The 20,309-nt window shown below is 71.9% G+C and carries 20 protein-coding genes and 1 tRNA gene; 10 read left to right on the forward strand and 11 right to left on the reverse strand.

What is annotated here, in order from left to right; all coding sequences use genetic code 11:
- Positions 1-285 precede the first annotated feature (285 nt).
- A complete protein-coding gene (locus tag BG482_RS20660) occupies positions 286-1,701 on the forward strand; it encodes a trehalose-6-phosphate synthase (protein ID WP_069770548.1) in 1,416 nt (471 codons plus the stop codon).
- Here BG482_RS20660 and otsB read toward each other — a convergent pair.
- From otsB to BG482_RS20675, 3 genes are read right to left on the reverse strand one after another with little or no spacing between them, the layout of a single operon-like run.
- Positions 1,689-2,600 (reverse strand): trehalose-phosphatase, encoded by a 912-nt coding sequence (otsB, locus tag BG482_RS20665; RefSeq protein ID WP_069770549.1) that lies wholly within the window; start codon positions 2,598-2,600, stop codon positions 1,689-1,691. The genes BG482_RS20660 and otsB overlap by 13 nt on opposite strands.
- Before the next feature lie 29 nt (positions 2,601-2,629).
- The gene (locus tag BG482_RS20670; RefSeq protein ID WP_069770550.1) at positions 2,630-2,875 is read right to left on the reverse strand and encodes a DUF3263 domain-containing protein; all 246 of its coding nucleotides are present in this window, start codon (positions 2,873-2,875) and stop codon (positions 2,630-2,632) included.
- Positions 2,876-2,909: 34 nt separating this feature from the next.
- Positions 2,910-4,133, reverse strand: a complete 1,224-nt coding sequence (locus BG482_RS20675; protein ID WP_069770640.1) for an ABC transporter substrate-binding protein — start codon at positions 4,131-4,133, stop codon at positions 2,910-2,912.
- A gap of 185 nt (positions 4,134-4,318) precedes the next feature.
- Between BG482_RS20675 and BG482_RS20680 the strand changes: the two genes are divergently transcribed.
- The 3 genes from BG482_RS20680 (at position 4,319) to BG482_RS20690 (ending at position 7,569) form a co-directional block, all read left to right on the forward strand.
- Positions 4,319-5,260, forward strand: coding sequence for an ROK family protein (locus BG482_RS20680; RefSeq protein ID WP_069770551.1), 942 nt, complete (start codon positions 4,319-4,321; stop codon positions 5,258-5,260).
- On the forward strand, positions 5,260-6,501 hold the full coding sequence (gene nagA / locus BG482_RS20685) for an N-acetylglucosamine-6-phosphate deacetylase (protein ID WP_218108795.1): 1,242 nt from the start codon (positions 5,260-5,262) through the stop codon (positions 6,499-6,501). The genes BG482_RS20680 and nagA overlap by 1 nt, the downstream gene beginning before the upstream one ends.
- Positions 6,502-6,639: 138 nt before the next feature.
- Positions 6,640-7,569 (forward strand): 1-phosphofructokinase family hexose kinase, encoded by a 930-nt coding sequence (locus BG482_RS20690; RefSeq protein ID WP_069770552.1) that lies wholly within the window; start codon positions 6,640-6,642, stop codon positions 7,567-7,569.
- A 9-nt stretch (positions 7,570-7,578) separates the two neighbouring features.
- Here BG482_RS20690 and BG482_RS20695 read toward each other — a convergent pair whose 3' ends face one another.
- Together BG482_RS20695 and cdgB are read right to left on the reverse strand one after the other, a co-directional pair.
- Entirely contained in the window at positions 7,579-8,532 is a 954-nt protein-coding gene (locus BG482_RS20695) for a carbohydrate-binding protein (protein WP_069770553.1), read from the reverse strand.
- A 147-nt stretch (positions 8,533-8,679) separates the two neighbouring features.
- Complete coding sequence (cdgB, locus tag BG482_RS20700; protein ID WP_069770554.1) at positions 8,680-10,347, reverse strand: diguanylate cyclase CdgB; 1,668 nt, start codon at positions 10,345-10,347, stop codon at positions 8,680-8,682.
- A gap of 330 nt (positions 10,348-10,677) precedes the next feature.
- Between cdgB and BG482_RS20705 the strand changes: the two genes are divergently transcribed.
- A complete protein-coding gene (locus BG482_RS20705; protein WP_370745840.1) occupies positions 10,678-11,265 on the forward strand; it encodes a flavin reductase family protein in 588 nt (195 codons plus the stop codon).
- A gap of 54 nt (positions 11,266-11,319) precedes the next feature.
- On the forward strand, positions 11,320-11,844 hold the full coding sequence (locus BG482_RS20710) for a GNAT family N-acetyltransferase (protein ID WP_256096420.1): 525 nt from the start codon (positions 11,320-11,322) through the stop codon (positions 11,842-11,844).
- On the opposite strand, the gene BG482_RS20715 is transcribed toward BG482_RS20710, so the two are convergent.
- Together BG482_RS20715 and arfB are read right to left on the reverse strand one after the other, a co-directional pair.
- Complete coding sequence (locus BG482_RS20715) at positions 11,841-12,728, reverse strand: sigma-70 family RNA polymerase sigma factor (protein ID WP_069770557.1); 888 nt, start codon at positions 12,726-12,728, stop codon at positions 11,841-11,843. The genes BG482_RS20710 and BG482_RS20715 overlap by 4 nt on opposite strands.
- Before the next feature lie 136 nt (positions 12,729-12,864).
- A complete protein-coding gene (arfB, locus tag BG482_RS20720) occupies positions 12,865-13,302 on the reverse strand; it encodes an alternative ribosome rescue aminoacyl-tRNA hydrolase ArfB (protein WP_069770558.1) in 438 nt (145 codons plus the stop codon).
- Between the two features lie 163 nt (positions 13,303-13,465).
- On the opposite strand from arfB, the gene BG482_RS20725 reads away from it, so the two are divergent.
- Positions 13,466-14,041, forward strand: a complete 576-nt coding sequence (locus BG482_RS20725) for a TerD family protein (RefSeq protein ID WP_069770559.1) — start codon at positions 13,466-13,468, stop codon at positions 14,039-14,041.
- Between the two features lie 122 nt (positions 14,042-14,163).
- Positions 14,164-15,165 (forward strand): bifunctional GNAT family N-acetyltransferase/NUDIX hydrolase, encoded by a 1,002-nt coding sequence (locus tag BG482_RS20730; RefSeq protein WP_069770560.1) that lies wholly within the window; start codon positions 14,164-14,166, stop codon positions 15,163-15,165.
- 52 nt (positions 15,166-15,217) lie between these two features.
- Here the strand turns inward: BG482_RS20730 and BG482_RS20735 are convergent, their stop codons facing one another.
- Positions 15,218-16,633 (reverse strand): M1 family metallopeptidase, encoded by a 1,416-nt coding sequence (locus BG482_RS20735; RefSeq protein WP_069770561.1) that lies wholly within the window; start codon positions 16,631-16,633, stop codon positions 15,218-15,220.
- 58 nt (positions 16,634-16,691) lie between these two features.
- On the opposite strand from BG482_RS20735, the gene BG482_RS20740 reads away from it, so the two are divergent.
- Positions 16,692-17,192 carry a hypothetical protein gene (locus BG482_RS20740; RefSeq protein WP_069770642.1) on the forward strand — a complete coding sequence of 167 codons (501 nt, stop codon included), beginning with the start codon at positions 16,692-16,694 and terminating at the stop codon, positions 17,190-17,192.
- Between the two features lie 40 nt (positions 17,193-17,232).
- Here BG482_RS20740 and BG482_RS20745 read toward each other — a convergent pair whose 3' ends face one another.
- The 3 genes from BG482_RS20745 to BG482_RS20755 form a co-directional block, all read right to left on the reverse strand.
- On the reverse strand, positions 17,233-17,946 hold the full coding sequence (locus tag BG482_RS20745) for a pentapeptide repeat-containing protein (RefSeq protein ID WP_069770643.1): 714 nt from the start codon (positions 17,944-17,946) through the stop codon (positions 17,233-17,235).
- A 110-nt stretch (positions 17,947-18,056) separates the two neighbouring features.
- Positions 18,057-18,734 (reverse strand): rhomboid-like protein, encoded by a 678-nt coding sequence (locus BG482_RS20750; RefSeq protein WP_069770562.1) that lies wholly within the window; start codon positions 18,732-18,734, stop codon positions 18,057-18,059.
- A 122-nt stretch (positions 18,735-18,856) separates the two neighbouring features.
- Positions 18,857-18,933, reverse strand: a tRNA-Thr gene (locus tag BG482_RS20755).
- A gap of 249 nt (positions 18,934-19,182) precedes the next feature.
- On the opposite strand from BG482_RS20755, the gene BG482_RS20760 reads away from it, so the two are divergent.
- Positions 19,183-20,271, forward strand: coding sequence for an ABC transporter ATP-binding protein (locus BG482_RS20760; protein ID WP_069770563.1), 1,089 nt, complete (start codon positions 19,183-19,185; stop codon positions 20,269-20,271).
- The last annotated feature ends 38 nt before the right edge of the window (positions 20,272-20,309 follow it).

The following is a 20,309-nucleotide window of genomic DNA, read 5'->3' on the forward strand; positions in this document are numbered from 1 at the left end:
GGCGCCGTCCGCGTCGGCGCTCGTGCCGCCGTCGCCGCCGCAGCCGGCCAGGGCCAGCGCCGAGGCCGCGATCAGCGCCCCGGCGCCCGCCAGCCGGCGGACGCGCTTCAGGTATGACATGGAACCCCACCCCCCGTGGCCTCCCGCCGTCACGGGAGGCGCCTCGCATGTGCGCTGTACATCCTCATTCCGCTCACATGATCTCCACAAGATCTGTGACCGAATGGCACGGGGCGGCCCGGTGCGAACGTTTGGGCGTTTCGAGGCCGGGCTAGGTTGAGGCGTATGGCTACCACGCACGAAACGGCTGCTCGGGGTACTGCTCAGGTACTGGTCGCGTCCAATCGAGGCCCGGTCTCCTACGAGGTGCGCGAGGACGGCTCGCTGCACGCGAAACGCGGTGGCGGCGGGCTGGTCTCCGGCCTGTCGGCCATCGGCCCCGACGCCGGCGCCCTCTGGGTGTGCTCGGCGCTCACCGACGGCGACCGCGAGGCCGTGGCGCGCGGGGTCGGCGAGGAGGGCGTGCGGATGCTGCCGGTCCCGGCCGACGTGCACGCCGACGCCTACAACGGCATCGCCAACTCGGTGCTGTGGTTCGTCCACCATCTCCTCTACCAGACGCCGCTGGAGCCGGTCTTCGACGCGGAGTTCCGCCGCCAGTGGGCGGCCTACGAGACGTACAACCGGGCGTTCGCGCAGGCGCTGGCGCAGGAGGCGGCGCAGGGAGCGGCGGTCCTGGTCCAGGACTACCACCTGTGTCTGGTCCCCGGGATGCTCCGCGAGCTCCGCCCCGACCTGCGCATCGGCCATTTCTCGCACACGCCCTGGGCGCCGGTGGACTACTTCGGCCTGCTGCCCGACGACATCCGCGAGCAGCTGCTGACGGGCATGCTCGGCGCGGACCGCCTGGGCTTCCTCACCCGTCGCTGGGCGGACGCGTTCAGCGCGTGCTGCACCGAGTACGCCGGAGGCCCGGGCAAGACGCGGGTGGGCGTGCACGGCCTGGGCGCGGACGGGGAGTTCCTGCGGGAGCGCTCGCACCGGCCGGACGTCGACGAGCGCATGGCGGCCCTGCGCGCCGAGATCGGCGAGGGACGCAGGACGATCGTCCGCGTCGACCGCACCGAGCTGTCCAAGAACATCGTGCGCGGGCTGCTGGCCTACCGGCAGCTGCTCGACGACCACCCGGAGTGGCGCGAGCGGGTCGTGCACGTGGCCTTCGCCTATCCCTCGCGCCAGGACCTGGCCGTCTACCGGGACTACATGGCGGAGGTGCAGCGGGTGACGCAGGAGATCAACTCCGCCTACGGCACCCCGGGCTGGACGCCGGTCCTGCTGAACCTCAAGGACGACTTCGCCCGCTCGCTGGCCGCCTACCGGCTGGCCGACGTGGCGCTGGTCAACCCGATCCGCGACGGCATGAACCTGGTCGCCAAGGAGGTGCCGGTCGTCTCCGACGAGGGCTGCGCGCTGGTGCTGTCCCGGGAGGCCGGGGCGTACTGGGAGCTGCGCGACGACGCGATCGTCGTCAACCCCTACGACGTCCTGGAGACCGCCCGGGCCCTGCACGAGGGGCTGACGATGGATCAGCGGGAGCGGGCCGCGCGCACCGAGCGTCTGTCGGCGGCGGCGACCGCGCTCCCCCCGGCCCGCTGGTTCCTGGACCAGCTGAACGCCCTGCGCGAGCCTCAGCCCAGCTGAGCGGCGAGCGCCCGCAGCAGCTCCACGACCCCGTCCGGTCCGTCCACGACGAGGTCGGCGCGCTCCGCCAGCTCGCCGACCTCGGCGCTGCCGCTGCACACCAGCAGGCCGGGGATGCCCTCGGAGCGGAGCTTCTCCACGGCGGCGAAGGCGGGCAGGTCGCCCAGGTCGTCGCCGGCGTAGAGGACCGATCCGGCGCCGGTCTCGCGCACGTGCTCCAGCAGGGCCACGCCCTTGTCGATGCCCGGCGGACGCAGTTCCAGGACCATGCGGCCGGGCTCGACGATCAGCCCGTTCCGGGTCGCGAGGTCGGTCAGGGGGGCGCGCAGGGCGTCGAAGGCGGCCTGGGGGTCGTCGGCGCGGCGGGTGTGGACGGCGACGGCCCGCCCGCCCTTCTCCTCGATCCAGATCCCCGGCCGGTCGCCGGCCGCCGCCAGGACGCCGGGGAGCTCGGCGCGGACGGCGGCGACTCCCGGGTGCGGGGCGGGGGCGCTCAGCGCGCCGGTGCGGGCGTCCCAGCGTTCGGCGCCGTAGTGGCCGAGGACGGCCAGGTGCGCCAGCCCCTCGACCCCGGCGAAGCCGCCGTTGCGCACGGCGACCTCGGCGGGCCGCCCGGTGATCACGGCCACCGCGGCGATCCTCGGCGCGAGCGCCGCGAGCGCGGGGACGGCGCCGGGATGGGCCCGGGCGTCCTCGGGGTTCTCGACGATCGGCGCGAGGGTGCCGTCGAAGTCGAGGGCGACCAGGGCGGCCGACGGCCGGGCCACGATCGCGTCGAGCGCGGCGCGGCCCGCCGCGGTGACGGGAACGGGGACGGGGACGGGAAGGGGCGGGGATCCGGGGGGAGCGGATCCGGGTGCCGTGGAGTGCGTCCCGTGGTGCGTCTCTTGGGTGCCCATACGGCGACCATAGCCAACGGGCCGCCCGGCTACCGCTCCGCCCGCCGCGCTTCGCGCACCCTGCGCAGCCTGTTCACGGTCACCGGGTCGTGGGCCAGCGCCCGCGGGTCGTCGAGCAGGGCGTTGAGGAGCTGGTAGTAGCGGACCGGGGACAGGTCCAGTTCCTCGCGTATCGCCCGTTCCTTCGCGCCGGGCCCGGGAAAGCCGCGCCGCTCCAGGGCGAGGACGCCCCGCTCCCGCGCCCCCAGCCCGTCCGTGTCCGCTCGCCGCTCCATGCCCGCACGGTAACGCCCCGCACCGACATCCGGGTCACTCGCCGGAGGCGGTCTCCTCCGTCGTGGCCGTGGTCTGCAGCGCGCCCAGCACGTCGGCCGGGTTGCCGTTCGCGGTCACTGCCCCGCCGATGCGCTTCTTGATCTCCGCGCTGACCTTCGCCCAGGAGGTCCGTCCGACGGGGTAGCTCTCGGAGAGCGGGAGCTCCTCCAGGAACGGCTGGAGGTCGGCGTCCTGCGGGGCCGCGCCCATCACCTGGGAGGCGGAGGCGGTGACGGGCAGCAGGTCGTACTCGCGGGAGAAGGCGAGGACGTTCTTCTCGCTGTAGACGAAGTCGAGGAAGTCGCCGATCTGCTCGCCGTGCCCGTTCTGCTTGAAGGCGGTCATCCAGTCGGCGACGCCCAGGGAGCTCTTGCTCGGGCCGTCGAGGCCGGGCATCGGCACCATGCCGAACTTCACGCCCTTGCTCTCGGCCGCCTTCATCAGCGAGGGGTGCCCGTTGAGCATGCCTACGTCACCCGCGGTGAACGCGGCGAACGCGGCGGCCCGGTTCAGCTTGCCGGGGGCGACCGGCCCGGTGAGGCCCTTGCCGACCAGCTCGTCCTTCAGCCAGTCGAAGGTGTCGACGTTCTCGGCGGAGTCGAGGCTGTAGCTGCTGACGGTCTGCGTGTAGCCGCCCCCGCCACTGAGCAGCCACTGCAGGGTCTCGGCCTGCGCCTCCTCGGGGCCCAGCGGCAGCGCGTACGGGTACTTCACGCCCTTCGCCTTGAGCGCCTTGGCGTCCCTGGCGAGCCCGGCCCAGGTGGTCGGCGGGGTGATGCCGGCCTGGTCGAAGAGGGTCTTGTTGTAGAACAGCAGCCGCGTGGACGAGGCGAACGGCATGCCGTACTGCACGCCGCGCACCTTGCCCGCGTCGGCGAGCCGGGGCACGAAGTCGGCCTCGACGGGGATGGAGACCACGTCGCCGACCTTGTAGAGCCGGTCGGCCGCCGCGTAGTCCGCGTACGCGCCGATCTGCGCCATGTCGGGGGCGTCGCCCTTGTCGACCATGGCCTTGACCTTGGCGTCGACGTCGTTCCAGGAGTACACGGTCACGTCGACGGTGACGCCCGGGTGGTCCTTCTCGTACGCCTCGACGAGCTGGTCCCAGTACTTCTTGGAGCTGTTGGCGCCGCTGTCGCCGTAGTCGGCGGCGACGAGTCTCAGGGTGACGTCGTCGGAGCCTCCGGTCAGTCCGCAGCCGGCGAGGACCGCCGACATGCCGAGGGCGGACGCCGCCGCGATCGTCCCTGACTTTCGTGCCCGCTGCACCGAACCGCTCCTCGTCACCGTCTGAATGGACAGAGCAACTGATTGCTCATACCAATGGATCCGTTATCCGGAGTAAGGTCTACACCACGTAAGTGGACTAGACCTCTTGCGGGTCCTCGGGCCACACTGTTCCCGTGAGACATGTCATCGCCCTGGACGTGGGCGGCACCGGGATGAAAGCCGCCCTCGTCGGCGCGGACGGCGCCCTGCTGCACCGCGCCCGTCGGGCCACCGGCCGCGAGCGCGGCCCCGGCGCCGTGGTCGACGCCATCCTCGACTTCGCCGCCGACCTGCGCGAACACGGCGTCGAGCGGTTCGGCGAACCCGCCGAGGCGGCCGGCGTCGCCGTCCCCGGCATCGTCGACGAGGCGAACGGCGTCGCCGTCTACGCGGCCAACCTGGGCTGGCGGGACGTCCCCCTGCGCGCACGGCTCGCCGAACGCCTCGGCACTCCCGTCGCCCTCGGCCACGACGTGCGCACCGGCGGCCTCGCCGAAGGCCGGATCGGCGCGGGCCGGGGCGCGGACCGGTTCCTGTTCGTGGCCCTCGGCACCGGCATCGCCGGCGCGATCGGCGTCGACGGCCGGGTGGAAGCGGGCGCGCACGGCTTCGCCGGCGAGATCGGCCACGTCGTCGTACGCCCCGGCGGAACCCCGTGCCCGTGCGGACAGCACGGCTGCCTGGAGCGCTACGCGTCGGCGGCCGCCGTCGGCGAGGCATGGGCCACGGCGAGCGGCGACCCGGACGCGGACGCCGCACACTGCGCGAAGGCCGTGGCCGCCGACGACCCCGACGCCGTCCGGGTCTGGCACAGGGCCGTGGACGCCCTCGCCGACGGCCTGGTCACCGCCGTCACCCTGCTGGACCCGCGCACGCTCGTCATCGGTGGCGGGCTCGCGGAGGCCGGGGAAACCTTGTTCACACCGCTGCGCGAAGCGGTCCGCCGACGGGTGACCTTCCAGAGACTCCCCGAGATCGTCCCGGCGGCCCTGGGCGACAGCGCCGGCTGCCTGGGGGCGGGCCTGCTCGCCTGGGATCTCCTCAACTCGACCGACCGTATGGAGGTAACCCCCTGATGGCCACCCCCCCAGTGGCGCGGGACGCGGCACCGAGCGGCTCCGCCGCGAGCACGCGACCGGCCACCACGCATCCGCGGCCCGCGACCGGCGCACGGAGGCAGGTGCTCACCGGCGCCCGGGTGGTGCTCCCCACCGGCACCGTGACCGCCGGACGCGTGGCGATCGACGGCACGAAGATCACCGCCGAAGCCCCGCACGGGGACCCGCAGGGAACCCTCGTCGACGTGTCCGGCCACTGGCTGGTGCCCGGCTTCGTCGACCTGCACAACCACGGTGGCGGCGGAGCCTCGTTCTCCGGCTCGGCGCAGGACGTCCAGACGGCGATCCACACGCACCGCCTGCACGGCACCACCACCCTCGTCGCCTCGACCGTCACCGACGACATGGACGTCCTCGTCCGCCAGGCCGGCCTGCTGAGCGAGCTGGCCGAACAGGGCGACCTGGCCGGCATCCACTTCGAGGGCCCCTTCATCTCGCCGTGCCGCAAGGGCGCGCACTCCGAGGCGCTGCTGCGCGACCCGGACCCGGCCGAGGTCCGCAAGCTGATCGACGCGGCGCGCGGCCAGGCCAGGATGCTCACCCTGGCGACGGAACTCCCCGGCGGCCTGGACTCCGTACGCCTGCTCGCCGAACACGGTGTGATCGCCGCCGTCGGGCACACGGACGCCACGTACGAGCAGACGGTTCAGGCCATCGAGGCCGGAGCCACCGTCGCCACCCACCTCTTCAACGCGATGCCGCCCCTCGGGCACCGCGCCCCCGGCCCGATCGCCGCCCTGCTGGAGGACGAGCGGGTGACGGTCGAGCTCATCAACGACGGCACGCATCTGCACCCGGCCGCCCTGGAACTGGCGTTCCGTCACGCGGGCCCGGGCCGGGTCGCGTTCATCACCGACGCGATGGACGCCGCCGGCATCGGCGACGGCCGCTATCTGCTCGGCCCGCTGGAGGTCGAGGTCAGCGAGGGAGTGGCCCGCCTCGTGGAGGGCGGCTCGATCGCTGGTTCCACCCTCACCCTGGACCGCGCCTTCCAGCGGGCGGTGACGGTCGACCGCATGCCGGTCGAGGACGTGGTCGCGGCCCTGTCCGCCAACCCTGCCCGCCTGCTGGGCCTGGACGACAGGGTCGGCTCCCTGGAGCCCGGCAAGGACGCCGACCTGGTCCTGCTGGACGAGGCCTTCCAGGTCAAGGGCGTGATGCGCAAGGGGGTTTGGGTGGTGGATCCCCAACTGGCGTGAAACGTCCGCCCCCACCGGGACGGTGGCCGACCCGAGTACTGGGCCGGTTGCCGTCTCTTTGGCATGATCAGGCCTCCGGAATCGCGAAGCCCGCGGATCCGGGACCCGCACACGTGCCCGTCGAGGGAGGTCGGCCCAGTGATCCTCACCGTCACCCTGAACACCGCTCTCGACCTCACGTATCACGTGCCCGCCCTACGGCCGCACGCCTCGCACCGGGTGACCGACGTCCGGGAGCGCCCGGGCGGCAAGGGACTGAACGTCGGCCGGGTACTGGCCGCCCTCGGCCACGAGGTGACGGTGACCGGATTCGCGGGCGGCGCCACCGGCCGGCGCGTACAGGAGCTGCTGACCGCCACGGCCGGGGTGACGGACGCCCTCGTGCCCGTCGCCGGGGCCACCCGTCGCACGATCGCCGTCGTCGACGCCCGCGCGGGCGACACCACCCAGCTCAACGAACCCGGCCCGGTCGTCACGCCGGCCGAGTGGTCCGCCTTCCAGGAGGCGTACGAGGGGCTGCTCGCCGACGCCGACGCGGTGGCCCTGTGCGGCAGCCTGCCGCCGGGGGTGCCCGTGGGCGCGTACGCGGTCCTGGTCCGCACGGCACGGGCCGCGGGCGTCCCCGTACTGCTCGACACCAGCGGGGAGCCGTTGCGCCGCGGGGTCGCCGCCCGCCCGGACATCGTCAAACCGAACGCCGACGAACTGGCCGAACTGACCGGCTCCCACGAGCCGTTGCGCGCGACCCAGGACGCCCGAAGGCGCGGGGCCCGGTCGGTGGTGGCCTCACTCGGCGCCGACGGCCTGGTCGCGGCGACCCCGGAGGGCCGCTGGCGCGCCACCCCGCCGGCCCGCGTCCGCGGCAACCCCACGGGCGCCGGCGACTCGGTGTGCGCGGGCCTGCTGTCGGGCCTGGTCGAACGCCTCCCCTGGCCGGACCGCCTGACCCGCGCGGCCGCCCTCTCCGCGGCGACGGTCCCGGCCCCGGCAGCCGGCGAGTTCGACCGCGCGGCCTACGAGGCGCTGCTGACCCGCATCACGGTGACCGGAGAGGCCACGGCGGCTTGACCCGGGCGGTCACTTCGTGACCTGACCGGCCTTCACCCACAACTGGTCCAGCAGCACGTTGCACTTGTCGCCGTCCTGGCAGGAGATCGACAGGGTGTTGGTGCCCTTGGTGAGGGTGGGCCAGGTGTAGCTCGTGGTCCAGCCCTTGACGAAGTCACCGGCGGGGGCGTGGGCGTAGTTCTTCAGCGGGAACTTGGAGCCGAAGGTCTTGCCGTTGACGGTGAGCGTCATCGCCTGGTCCTCGCCGGGCGTGCTGTAGTGCGCGAAGAGGGTGTAGGCGCCGTCCGACGGGATGCCGTTGACCGTCCAGGTGACGGAGTTGCCGACCTGGTTGAGGTTGCCGACGTAGGTGCCGCCGGCCGCCTGCGCGCCCTTGACGTCCGAGGCCAGAGCGGCGCTGCCGCCGAGGTTCAGCGCCTTCGCGTCCGTCTGCGGCAGCTCGTCCTTGCTCTCGTCGCCGGAGGCCGACGCGCTGGGCGAAGGGCTTCCGGACGCGGCGGCCGAGGACGACGGCTGGCCGCTCGCCTTGTTGTCGTTCGCGTCGTCGTCGCCGCCCGCCATGGCCACCACGATGCCGATCACGACCGCGGCGACCACTGCGACCGCGCCGATCAGCAGGCCCTTGGTGTTGGGGCCGCGACCGCGGCCGCCGCCGTTCTGCACGGGCTGCCGGCCGGTGGAGGGGCCGCCGCCGAAGTTCTCGGGCGCGGCGTAGTGCGCGTTGGGCTGGCCGTACGCGCCCTGCTGCGGAACCGTGGGCGGCTGCCCGTACTGCGCGGTCTGCTGCTGCGGCGGCTGCCCGTTGCGGCGCTCGCCGACCGCGCGCACGCGGCTGACCGAGTTCGGGTAGCCGTAGCCGCCGCCGGAGGGCGGCTGCGCGCCGTTGGCCTGGCCGTCGGCGTAGAGGTAGCCGAACGGGTCGTCGTCCTCGGGCGTGCTCGCGCCGTTATTGCCGGGCGTCATCCCTTCGTACTCCTCAACAGTGCGGGGCGGATGCGACACGCGTACGCGGATCCATACGTGTGGGAACTGCGAGCCTACCCGGTCCCCACCCCCCAAACGGGTGACTCGGATCGCAACGGCAGGAGGGCAGGGCCGCTGACCTGGTGATCATCCCGCTCGTCTGTGCTGTTTGGGACGAGATCGTTTCTCGACGTACATGCGCTCGTCGGCGGACTTCAGCACTTCGTCCGCGGTCATCCCGCATTGTGCCCAGCCGATGCCGAAACTGGCGCCCACCCGCACGGCCCGGCCCTCGGCGCGGATCGGCTGGATGATCTCGTTGCGCAGCCGGACGGCGAGGTCGGCGGCGTCGGCCCGGCCGAGGCCGTCGGCGAGGATCACGAACTCGTCGCCGCCGAGCCGGGCGACCGTGTCGCCGTCGCGGACCTGGCGCGAGAGCCGTCGGGCGACCTCGATGAGGACCGCGTCGCCCGCGTTGTGCCCGAAGCGGTCGTTGATCGACTTGAAGCCGTCGAGGTCGCAGAAGAGGACCGCGAGCCCCTTGGCGCCGTCGTCGCGGCCGTCCTCGGGGGCGGCGGTGTGCACGTGGTGGTCGTAGCCGTCGAAGGACTCCGCGCCGCCGGGCCGGTAGTCGAAGCCGTGACCGTTGGCGTCGAAGGCGGCGTGGCCGTAGGCCGAGTCCATGGCGTCGACGGCCGCGGGGTGGGTGGACTGGGGGCGCTGGCAGAGCCGGGCGGACAGACGCGAGCGCAGTTCCGCGGAGTTCGGCAGGCCGGTGAGGGAGTCGTGCGAGGCGCGGTGGGCGAGCTGGAGCTCGCGGCGCTTGCGGTCCTCTATGTCCTCGACGTGGGTGAGGAGGAAGCGCGGCCCGTCGGCGGCGTCGGCGACCACGGAGTTGCGCAGGCTCACCCAGAGGTAGGTGCCGTCCCGGCGGCCGAGGCGGAGTTCGGCGCGTCCGCCCTCCGCCGAGGTGCGGAGCAGGGTGCCTATGTCCTCGGGGTGGACGAGGTCGGAGAACGAGTAGCGGCGCATCGCGGAGGCGGGGCGGCCCAGCAGGCGGCAGAGGGCGTCGTTGGTGCGGAGTATGCGCCCGTGCTGGTCGCCGCCCATCTCGGCTATCGCCATGCCGGAGGGGGCGTACTCGAAGGCCTGCCGGAAGGATTCCTCACTGGCGCGCAGGGCCTGCTGCTCGCGTTCGAGCCTGACCAGTGCCCGCTGCATGTTTGCCCGCAGACGTGCGTTGCTGATCGCGATGGCGGCCTGGAAGGTGTACATCTGGAGCGCTTCGCGTCCCCATGCGCCCGGCCGGCGACCGTTGCGCGGCCGGTCCACGGACAGGACGCCGATCAGTTCGCCGCAGGCGCCGCCGCTGCCGGGGGCGGCGGGCGTGTACATGGGGGCGAAGAGCCGGTCCGAGGGGTGCCACTCGTCCTCGAAGCGGGGCGCGGGCCCGTCGGTGTACCACTGCGGGACGTCGTCGTCGTCGAGGACCCAGCCCTCGGTGTGGGGTATGAAGATGAGGTCGCCCCAGGTCTCGCCCATGGCGAGGCGGCGCTCCCAGGAGTCGCGCGAGCCGACCCGGCCCGTGATGAGGGCCTCGGCGGCCGGGTTGCCGGAGAAGGCGGCGACCACGAGATCGCCGTCGGGACGCACGAGGTTGACGCACGCCAGCTCGTACCCGAGTGCCGTGACCACGCCGTCGGCGACGGTCTGCAGTGTGTCGGCCAGGCTGCGGGCCGTGTTCATGTCGGCCATGACCTGGTGCAGCTGTCGCAGGGACGCAAGACGGACGTACGGCTCCGACTCGGTCTCCATGTGTTTCGCCCTCCCCCCGAGACTTCGCAGCGAATCAAGGGTTGTCTTCGGCGCAACGTCGTTTCTGGTTCTCTGTTGTCGGTGTGTGTCTCCTTGTGACGCCTCCGCCACTGAATCACAGCGCGCTGCCCACTCGGTACACAGGGTCAACAATTAATGCGTCTTGTGACTCAAGTCACAGATGAACATGAACATTTGAGTGGAGTTTCCGCGTTTTCCTGTGCGTTTCCTGAACACGGACAGAGACCGGATATCGGTCCGCGGCCCTAAGACCCTACTCGGGCGGAGGTCCGATGCGGGGCGCACCGATCGGACACTAGCGTTTCCGGTGTGTCCCTCGATGTGTCTCCCGACGTGCTCAAGACCGTGCCGAAGACTCCCTCCGGGCATGCTGAGGGGGTGAGCAACGACGAGTTCCGCGCCGCCATGTCCCGGCTGGCCGACGGCGTGGTCCTGGTGACCGCCCGCGAACCCTCCCTCGACCCGGACGACCCCGGAGCCCCGGACGGCGAGGACGTCGGCATGACAGCGACGTCCTTCGTGTCGGTCTCCCTCGACCCGCCGCTGGTCCTGGTCGGACTGCGCACCGGCTCCCGCATGGACGACCTGCTCGACGAACAGCCGCTGTGGGCGGTGTCGGTGCTCTCGGAGAACCAGCGCCACATCGCCGGCCGCTTCGCCATGAAGGGACGCATCAGCGACCGGCTCCTCTTCGAGGACCTCCCCTGCGTCCGCGGCGAGGCCGGCGGCGCGCTCCTGGTCGGCGGCGCCCTGGCCACCCTGGAATGCCGTACCGAACAACGCGTGTCCGCGGGCGACCACACCCTGGTGATCGGCCGCGTGCTGACCGCGTCGGCGCCGAGCGCGGACGACGGTCCGCTGGTCTATTTCCGGGGCCGATACCGGCAGTTGGGCTGACGTCGCCGAAAATGCCGTGGCCGGTCCGCGAACGACGCGCCTAGGGTGCCGGGCATGACAGGCATGCCAGGCGTCGGCGCCGCCGAGACGACCACGAGTTCACCGTTGCGCCTCGTGGAGATAACTCCCCTGAATTTCGAGGCGGCCACGGCCATTCGCGTCCACCCCGACCAGGAGTTCGCGGTCTGCCCGGTCGTGAAATCCCTCGCGGAGGCCTACGTTCATCCGCCGGGCGTCGCCTGGCCGCGACTGATCATGGACGGCGACCGCCCCGTCGGCTTCCTCATGGCGTTCCTCGACATCGACTGGAACGGCCGCGGCGACCGCAGCATGATCCGCTCCGGCCTGTGGCGGCTGAACATCGCCGTCGGCGAACAAGGCTGCGGCTACGGCCGTTTCGCCGTGGAGTCCGTCTCCGCGGAACTGCGCCGCCGCGGCGCCACCGAGATGTACGTGACCTGGCACGAGGGCGAGCACGGCCCCGAGGACTTCTACCTGCGGCTCGGCTTCCGCAAGACCGGCGAGAAGAGCGAGGGCGAGACCGTCGGCGTCCTCGCCCTGGACCGGCCCGGGTCCTAGACCCCGTCGGCGTCGTCGTCGGACCGCAGCAGCGTCACCTCCAGCCGGGCCAGGTGCGCGGGATCGGACGTGACGTCGATCAGGGCGATCCGGTCGCGGACGAACGTGAACGCCAGCGTGCGCTCCACCCGGCCCTCCACCAGCACCGCCAGCCCGGTCGCGCCGTCCACCAGGGCCGGCCGGGCCACGATGGCGAGCCGGGCGAAACCCGACGCGCCCCGCGCCACCGCGGTCGCCCCCGCGGTCACCACGGCCCCCGAACGGGCCATGACATCCGGATCGAGCACCGCGAGCAACCCGTCGAAGTCTCCCTCCCGGGCGGCGGCCAGGAAAGCGTCCACCACCCTGCGCTGCCGGACCGGGTCGGCATCGGGCTCCTGGGCCCCACGCACCCGGCGGCGGGCCCGGCTGGCCAGCTGCCGGGCCGCCTCCGGCGTCCGGTCGACGATCCCCGCCACCTCCTCGTACGGGACGCCGAACAGGTCGTGCAGGACGAACGCCAGCCGCTCCGCCGGGGAGAGGGTGTCCAGCACGACGAGAAGGGCCACGCCCACGGAGTCGGCGAGCAGCGCGTCCTGCGCCGGGTCGGGCACGGCCGACGCAACAGGCGTCCAGCCCTCCAACGGCTCCTCGGCACGCGAGCGGCGCGAGCGCAGCATGTCCAGGCACACCCGGCCGACGACCGTGGTCAGCCACCCCCCGAGGTTCGCGATGCCCTCGGCCTCACCCCGGCCGGCGCTCCGGCTCAGCCGCACCCACGCCTCCTGCACGGCGTCGTCCGCCTCGGCGCCGGAGCCCAGCATCCGGTGCGCCACCGCGCGCAGGCGCCCGCGGTGCGCCTCGAAGGAGTCGGCCAGGAAGTCGTCGTCACCCGTCGTCGTCATCGGTCGCATCCCTCGTCACGGTCGGGCGCCGGTCGCGGTCGTCGACCCGGTCGGCGTGGTCGTCGGTCACCGGGATGACGAACGGCGCGCCACCGATGTGACAGCCGGACAGAGCCGAGGGGGGACGGGAGACGGCTCAGCCCCAGTCGCGCCCGGTCCTGCCCCGCTTCGTCTCCGAGCGCTGCTTCTTCTGCCGCAGCCGGCGCTCGTTGATCCCGCGCGGGATACGCGTCGGCCGGCGCGGCTTGGGCGGCGGGGCGGTCGCCTCGGCGAGCAGCGCGGCCAGCCGCACCGCGGCGGTCTCGCGGTTGCGCCACTGGGAGCGGTGCTCGGAGGCCCGGACGGTCACCACGCCGTCGACGAGCCGCCCGGCCAGCCGCTCCAGCGCCCGCGCCTTCCACACCTCGGGCAGCGCCTCGGTGCGCTCGAGGTCGAAGCGGAGCTCCACCTGCGAGTCGCTCGTGTTGACGTGCTGCCCGCCCGGCCCCGAAGACCGCGAGAAACGCCACATGAGCTCGGCCTCGGGAAGGGAGACGGAACCGCGGACGACATAGGGACCAGACATGCCGACCATGTTCCCGCTCCGGCCCCGCCCGAGTCACGCGAATATCCCTTGGTAAAGAAAGTAAAGAAACGCGAGGTCGCCGGGAACCTTGACCGGCCTTCGCTGCGTTCATAGGGATAGCTGTAGCTTCGTGCCCGCGAAGCCGTACATAACGAGGGAAGGACTCCCGACCATGGCTGTAAGCCTGTCCAAGGGTGGCAACGTCTCGCTCACCAAGGAGGCTCCGGGCCTGACCGCCGTCACCGTGGGCCTCGGCTGGGACGTCCGCACCACCACCGGCACGGACTTCGACCTCGACGCCTCCGCGATCGCGGTCAACCCCCAGGGCAAGGTCTACTCCGACGCCCACTTCGTCTTCTTCAACAACAAGCAGACGCCGGACCAGACCATCGTCCACACCGGCGACAACCGCACCGGCGAGGGCGCGGGCGACGACGAGGCGATCAACGTCAACCTGGCCGGCCTCCCCGCCGACGTCGACAAGATCGTCTTCCCGGTCTCGATCTACGACGCGGAGAACCGCTCGCAGAACTTCGGCCAGGTCCGCAACGCCTACATCCGCATCGTCAACCAGGCCGGCGGCGCCGAGATCGCCCGCTACGACCTCTCCGAGGACGCGGCCACCGAGACGGCCATGGTCTTCGGCGAGCTCTACCGCAACGGCGCCGAGTGGAAGTTCCGCGCGGTCGGCCAGGGCTACGCCTCCGGCCTCGTCGGCATCGCCCAGGACTTCGGCGTCAGCGTCTGACACCCGAGGCCACACAGCGACACCGCCACACAGCGACACCCGGACCGCCCCGCCCAGCACCTCGCCGGGCGGGGCGGCCCGCGTCCGGGCCGCCCCGGAACCGATGCCCCTAGCCTGCGGCCATGCTCCTCGACGCACTGCGCCTCACCCCGGACCACGACATCCCCGCCCCCGTCCTCACCGAACTCACCGCCCTCTACGCCGCCCACCGCGAGTTCCACGCCCTCAGCGGCGACTTCCCGGACCCCGACGACATCCGGCCCGAGCAGGTGGCCGCAGCCCTCGCCGGTGAACTCGCCGACCCGCACGTCGAGGTACTGCTCGCCCGCAGCCGCGGACGACTCGTCGGAATCGTCGTCACGCTCGCACAGCACCCCGACCCCGCGGACCCCGACCCCTGGATCGGGCTGCTGATGGTCGACGCCGCCCTGCAGGGCCAGGGATTCGGACGGCACATCGTCGAGCACGTCGAGGAACGCCTGCGCGCCGCCGGCCACGACGCCGTACGGCTCGCCGTCCTCGACGCCAACCCCCAGGGCCTCGCCTTCTGGACCGCTCTCGGGTACGAGACCATCGGGCATCGACCCGACCTGCAACTCGGCCGCCCCTGCTCCGTGTTGCGCAAACCCCTCGTCATCCCCCGCCGCGCCGCCCGCACCGCGATCGTCGCCCCCGACGGCTCCGTCTTCCTCTTCCGCTACGACAACGACGGCACCGGAGTGCACTGGGCCCTGCCCGGCGGGGGCCTCACCCAGGGCGAGTCGCCGCGCGAAGCGGCCCTGCGGGAACTGCGCGAGGAGACCGGGTGGACGGACCTGGAGCCCGGACCCCTGCTGTGCACATGGCGGCACGACTTCACCCGCACGCACGCCAGGCTCCGCACGAGCAAGGGGATCCCCCACCGCGTCGTCGTCCGCCAGGACGAGCACATCTACGTCACCCCCGGCCCGCACCGCGAACCCACCGGCCCCGGCCTGGCCGCCGCCCACGTCACGGACGGCATCCTCGGCTGGCGCTGGTGGACCCGCGAGGAACTCGCCGAGGAGCCGGAGCCGGTATGGCCCTCCGGGCTCGCCCGGCTGCTCGACGAATGGGAGACAGGCCGCCGACCCGACCCGGCCTGACCCGCCCCCCGCTCCCTCCGGCGCACGCCGCCGCTCAGGGACGTCCCGGTGGTCACGGACGCGGCGGCCGGCCCTCCCCGTACAACCAGTCCGCCCAGACCTCGTCGAAATCCACGTCCGGCGCCCCCTTCTCGACGTACGCCGTGAAGTCGGCCGTGTCGGCGTTGCCATGACGGTGGGCGGCGGCCCAGCCCCACAGAAGGTCGTAGAACGCGTCGTCGTCGCCGAGGGCCTGGCGGACACGGTGGATCACCATCGCGCCCCGCTGGTAGACGGGGGATTCGGAGATGTACGCGGCGCTCGTGGGCCTCGCGGGCGGGAAGTCCCACAGGTCCTCGTACGTGTCCGTGCCGTGCTCGTACAACTCCGTGAAGGACTCCTCCGCCGTCGCCCCGCCCTCGTCCTCCGTCCACACCCACTCCGCGTACGTCGCCAGACCCTCGCTGAGCCACATGTCCCGCCAGCTCCTCGGCGTGACCGAGACCCCGAACCACTGGTGGGCGATCTCATGGACGAACGTCCTCATGTCAGGAGCCCCGGGGAAGACGGGGCGGTTCTGCGTCTCCAGGGCATAGCCCACATCGCCCGGCCGATCCACGATCGCGCCGACGGACGAGAAGGGATAGGGGCCGAAGTTGTCCTGCGCCCAGTCCATGACCTCGGGAAGCCGGGCCAGCACCGCCCGGCTCGCGCCCGCCTGCGAAGGGTCCACCGCGACATACGCCGGCCGGCCGTCCCCCATCGACGGACGGGTGACGGTGTACCGGCCGATCGCCAGCGTCGCCGCGTAACTCGCCATCGGCTCCGCCGTGTGCCAGACGAACGTCGTCCGCCCGTCCGACGTGGCCCGCTGACCGCGCAACTCGCCGTTGGAAACAGCCGTCAGCCCCTTCGGAACGGTGACGGCGACGTCGTACGTCGCCTTGTCGGCCGGATGATGGGAGCCGGGGAACCAGGCCATCGCCCCCGTCGGCTCGCCGAGCGCGAGCGCACCGTCCGCCGTGCGCAGCCAGCCCTCCTGGGAACCGTCCGGATCCGTGATCGTCCGCGGACTGCCGGAGTATCGGACCCTTACCTCGAAGGTCTCCCCCTCGGCGAGCACCTCCGGCGGACGGACGATCAGCTCCTGACCGTCCCGGCGGAACTGCGCACCCGCGCCCCCGACGCTCACCCCCTCGACCTCCATGCCCACCAGATCCAGATCGAACGCGGACAGGTCCTCGGTCGCTCGGGCCGTGACGACCGCCGTTCCGGAAAGGCGGTTCCCCGCAGGGACGTAGGAGAGGGTGAGGCCGTAGTGCGCGACGTCATAGCCGCCGTTGCCCGCCTTCGGGAAGTACGGGTCGCCGACCCCGGCCGCACCACGGGAACCCCCGGAGCCACCCGACGAACCGCCGTCGCACGCGACCACGACAAGGCCACAGACCAATAACGCGGTGCTCGGTACAAGACGTGCGGATCGGGACATGCCGGCGATCTTATGGCGACGTCCGGCACCCACGCACGGGCGTGACACCATCGCCTACGTGCTCGACATCGGCTACGCCCTCTCCAACCGCTTCCCCGACCCGCCCCAGACGGACTACCGGCGCGCGGACGTCCGCACCCTGCGCCACGACCTGTTCTGCGGCGACGTCTACCTCGCCGACACCAAGGCGGACCGCGAGCTGTCCACAGCCTGGGGATGGGTGCCGGTGCTCGACTTCGCCTGGGCGCTGTGCGACATCGCCGAGCACGTCGACCAGGATCCGGCGGGCTCGCGCGCCTCCCGCCCCCAGTACGCGGAACTGGACTTCACCGAGTCCACCGACCGCATGCTCTTCCGCCGCCGCTTCGGCTGGGTGGACATCGAGGCCGACTGGATGCCGCCCGAGGAGCCCCCGCTCACCTTCTCCCACGCCGAACTCCGCCGCGAAGCACGCGACTTCCTCCACGACCTCCTCGCCGACCTGACCGACCTGCACGAGGACCTGGGCGAGAACCCCGCCGTCTGGACCCTGCAGGCACGCTTCCCCCGGGTGAAGTGAGCACCGGACGGGACCGGACGCCCGGACCGACCGGCCCGCCTCAGCCCTCCACCCGGATCCCCAGTTCGGCCGCCAACACCGGTGCCAGATCCAGCAGTTGAGCCGAGCTGATCACCGCACCCGACAGCCGGTCCACACCACCCGCGAGCCCCAGCTCCACCGCACCGCGCAGGTCCACGTCCGTCAGCGTCGCCGCCGTGAAATCCGCCGACTTCACAACGCAGTCGAGGAACTCGACGCGCTCCAGCCGAGCACCACCGAAATCCGGCTCGACCAGCACGCACCCCTCGAAGACGACATCCCGCAGCCGCGCCTGGCGCAGGTTCAGATAGTCGATCTTGCCGCCGCGCACCACGACCCGCTCCAGCACCGCCCCGTACAACTGGGCGCCCCCCAGACGGGCGTCGAGCAGCTCGACATCCCGCAGAGTCGCCTCCGCCAGATCCGTGCCGACCCCCCGCAGACCGGTCAGCACCGAATCGAGGAAACGCGCGTGCCGCAGCCTCGTCCCGTCCAGCGCGCAGCCCGTCAGAGCGCAGTCCATGAAGCGCGCTCCCCCGCCGTCCTGCCCGGCGAGATCCAGCTCGCGCCACTCCACACCGTCGTAATCCCCGTCCGGCTCCAGCCCCCCGCCCCCGAACGGCTCCAACGGAGGCAGCCGCACCTCAGGACGCCGAGCACCCCGCACCGCCCCGCTCGCCCTGCCCCCGGCCCTGCCCGTACCGCCGGTCCGCCCGGCCCCAGTCCTCGCCATCCCCCCATGCTGCACCCCACCACTGACAATCCCCGCCGCGAACGCAGCCCCGCGACGGACCCGACACAGCAGACCCGCCACAACGCCGGCCGATCCGGCCGCCCCGCCGCTCACGACCGGAGGCCACCCGTGGGAGCCGCCCCCGCCCCCTTCGAACCCCGCGTACTCTCCCGCCCCCTGACCAGCGGATAACACCCCAGCCCGATCAGCACGGACACGAAGTGCCCGAAGTCGGTGAAGGTCGGCTCGACCGCCAGCGGAACGCCGTAGAAGACGAGCAGCCCCGCCAGATACCCGTACCGCCACGGCGGACCGATCCGGTAGACCAGCACCGCCGCCACCCCCGCCAGCGCATAGCTCACCCCCACGTCCAAGGTGGTGACCGACGACCGCGGCGCCAGCCCGTCCTGGATCGCCACCGCCAGCGCACCCTCGCTGACCAACGTCGCCAGCACATGCGCGGCCGCACACACCGCCAGCCACCGCGCCGTCCCCAGCCACCGCTCGGCCTGCGCATGGAAGACGGAGTACAGCACCACGTACGGCACCCAGTGCCCGCCGTCGATCCACATCGCGCTCGCCACCAGCACCCGCACCGGATGCCGCGACAGCTCATGGATGTTCGTCGACCGCTGCCGCAGAAACTCCTGCTCGAACTCCGGGGACATGTGATGCAGCGCCACCGTCGTGACGAACAGCACCGCCAGCCACACATAGGTGCCGGGCGCGCGGCGCACATACGCCCACACCACCCGCCCAACCCGGGAAACCCCCGTGAGCCGCTTCACGCAGCCAGTATCGTCCGCCGGATTGCGACATTCAGGGCACCCTGGCGGCAGAACGGGTAAAGATCGCCAAACAGGAACAGAGAAAGGCCCAGGTCAGACTAGATCTGACCTGGGCCTTCCGGTGGAGCCCCCTGTCGGATTCGAACCGACGACCTTCGCTTTACAAGAGCGGTGCTCTGGCCAGCTGAGCTAAGGAGGCGCCGCGCGCCATCACGCGCGCAAGGGCGGCTCCACTGTACACAGGCCCCCATTCGTCGGGCCACGCACTTCTCCCCTCGGCACGGACCGAGAAGAGAGTTCCCGTGAAGTTCACATGTCCTCAAGTGCTGACAGACCGGGAAACGCCAGGTACCGTCCTGACCCAGTTCGCTCATGTGGACTACACCAACCACCTTCCTACAACGGATCGTCCGGCACGTTCCTGCCGGTAGAAGGGGGCCTTCGAGCCATGGCCACTGTCACTTTCGACAAGGCGACCCGGGTCTACCCGGGCTCCACCAAGCCCGCCGTCGACGGACTGGACATCGAGATCGCGGACGGCGAGTTCCTCGTCCTGGTCGGTCCGTCCGGTTGCGGCAAGTCCACCTCGCTCCGGATGCTCGCGGGGCTCGAGGACGTCAACGGCGGTGCGATCCGCATCGGCGACCGTGACGTGACGCACCTGCCGCCGAAGGACCGGGACATCGCCATGGTGTTCCAGAACTACGCGCTGTACCCGCACATGACGGTCGCCGACAACATGGGCTTCGCGCTCAAGATCGCCGGCGTCAACAAGGCGGAGATCCGGCAGAAGGTCGAGGAGGCCGCGAAGATCCTCGACCTCACCGAGTACCTGGACCGCAAGCCGAAGGCCCTGTCCGGCGGTCAGCGCCAGCGTGTGGCGATGGGCCGTGCGATCGTGCGTGAGCCGCAGGTGTTCCTCATGGACGAGCCGCTGTCCAACCTGGACGCCAAGCTGCGCGTGTCGACGCGTACGCAGATCGCGTCGCTGCAGCGCCGTCTCGGCATCACCACGGTCTACGTCACCCACGACCAGGTCGAGGCGCTGACGATGGGCGACCGCGTGGCGGTCCTCAAGGACGGTCTGCTGCAGCAGGTCGACACCCCGCGCAACATGTACGACAGGCCCGCGAACCTCTTCGTGGCCGGCTTCATCGGCTCCCCGGCGATGAACCTCGTCGAGGTGCCGATCGCCGACGGCGGCGTGAAGTTCGGCAACTCGGTGGTGCCGGTGCAGCGTGACGCGCTGTCCGCGGCCACGGACAAGACGGTCACCGTCGGCGTCCGCCCGGAGCACTTCGACGTGGCCGGCCCCGACGGCGACCAGGGTCTCGCGGTCGTGGTGAACGTGGTCGAGGAGCTCGGCTCGGACGCGTTCGTGTACGGCACCGCCAAGGTCGGCGCCGAGTCGAAGGACCTCGTGGTCCGGGTCGGTGGCCGTGACGTCCCGGAGAAGGGCAGCACGCTGCACGTCGTCCCGCGCGCGGGCGAGACCCACGTGTTCTCGACGTCGACCGGTGCGCGTCTGTCGGACTGACGCACAGGATTGAACCGGGGTGGTTCACCCGGATTGAT

Source organism: Streptomyces sp. LUP30, assembly GCF_001746365.1.
GTDB lineage: Bacteria > Actinomycetota > Actinomycetes > Streptomycetales > Streptomycetaceae > Streptomyces.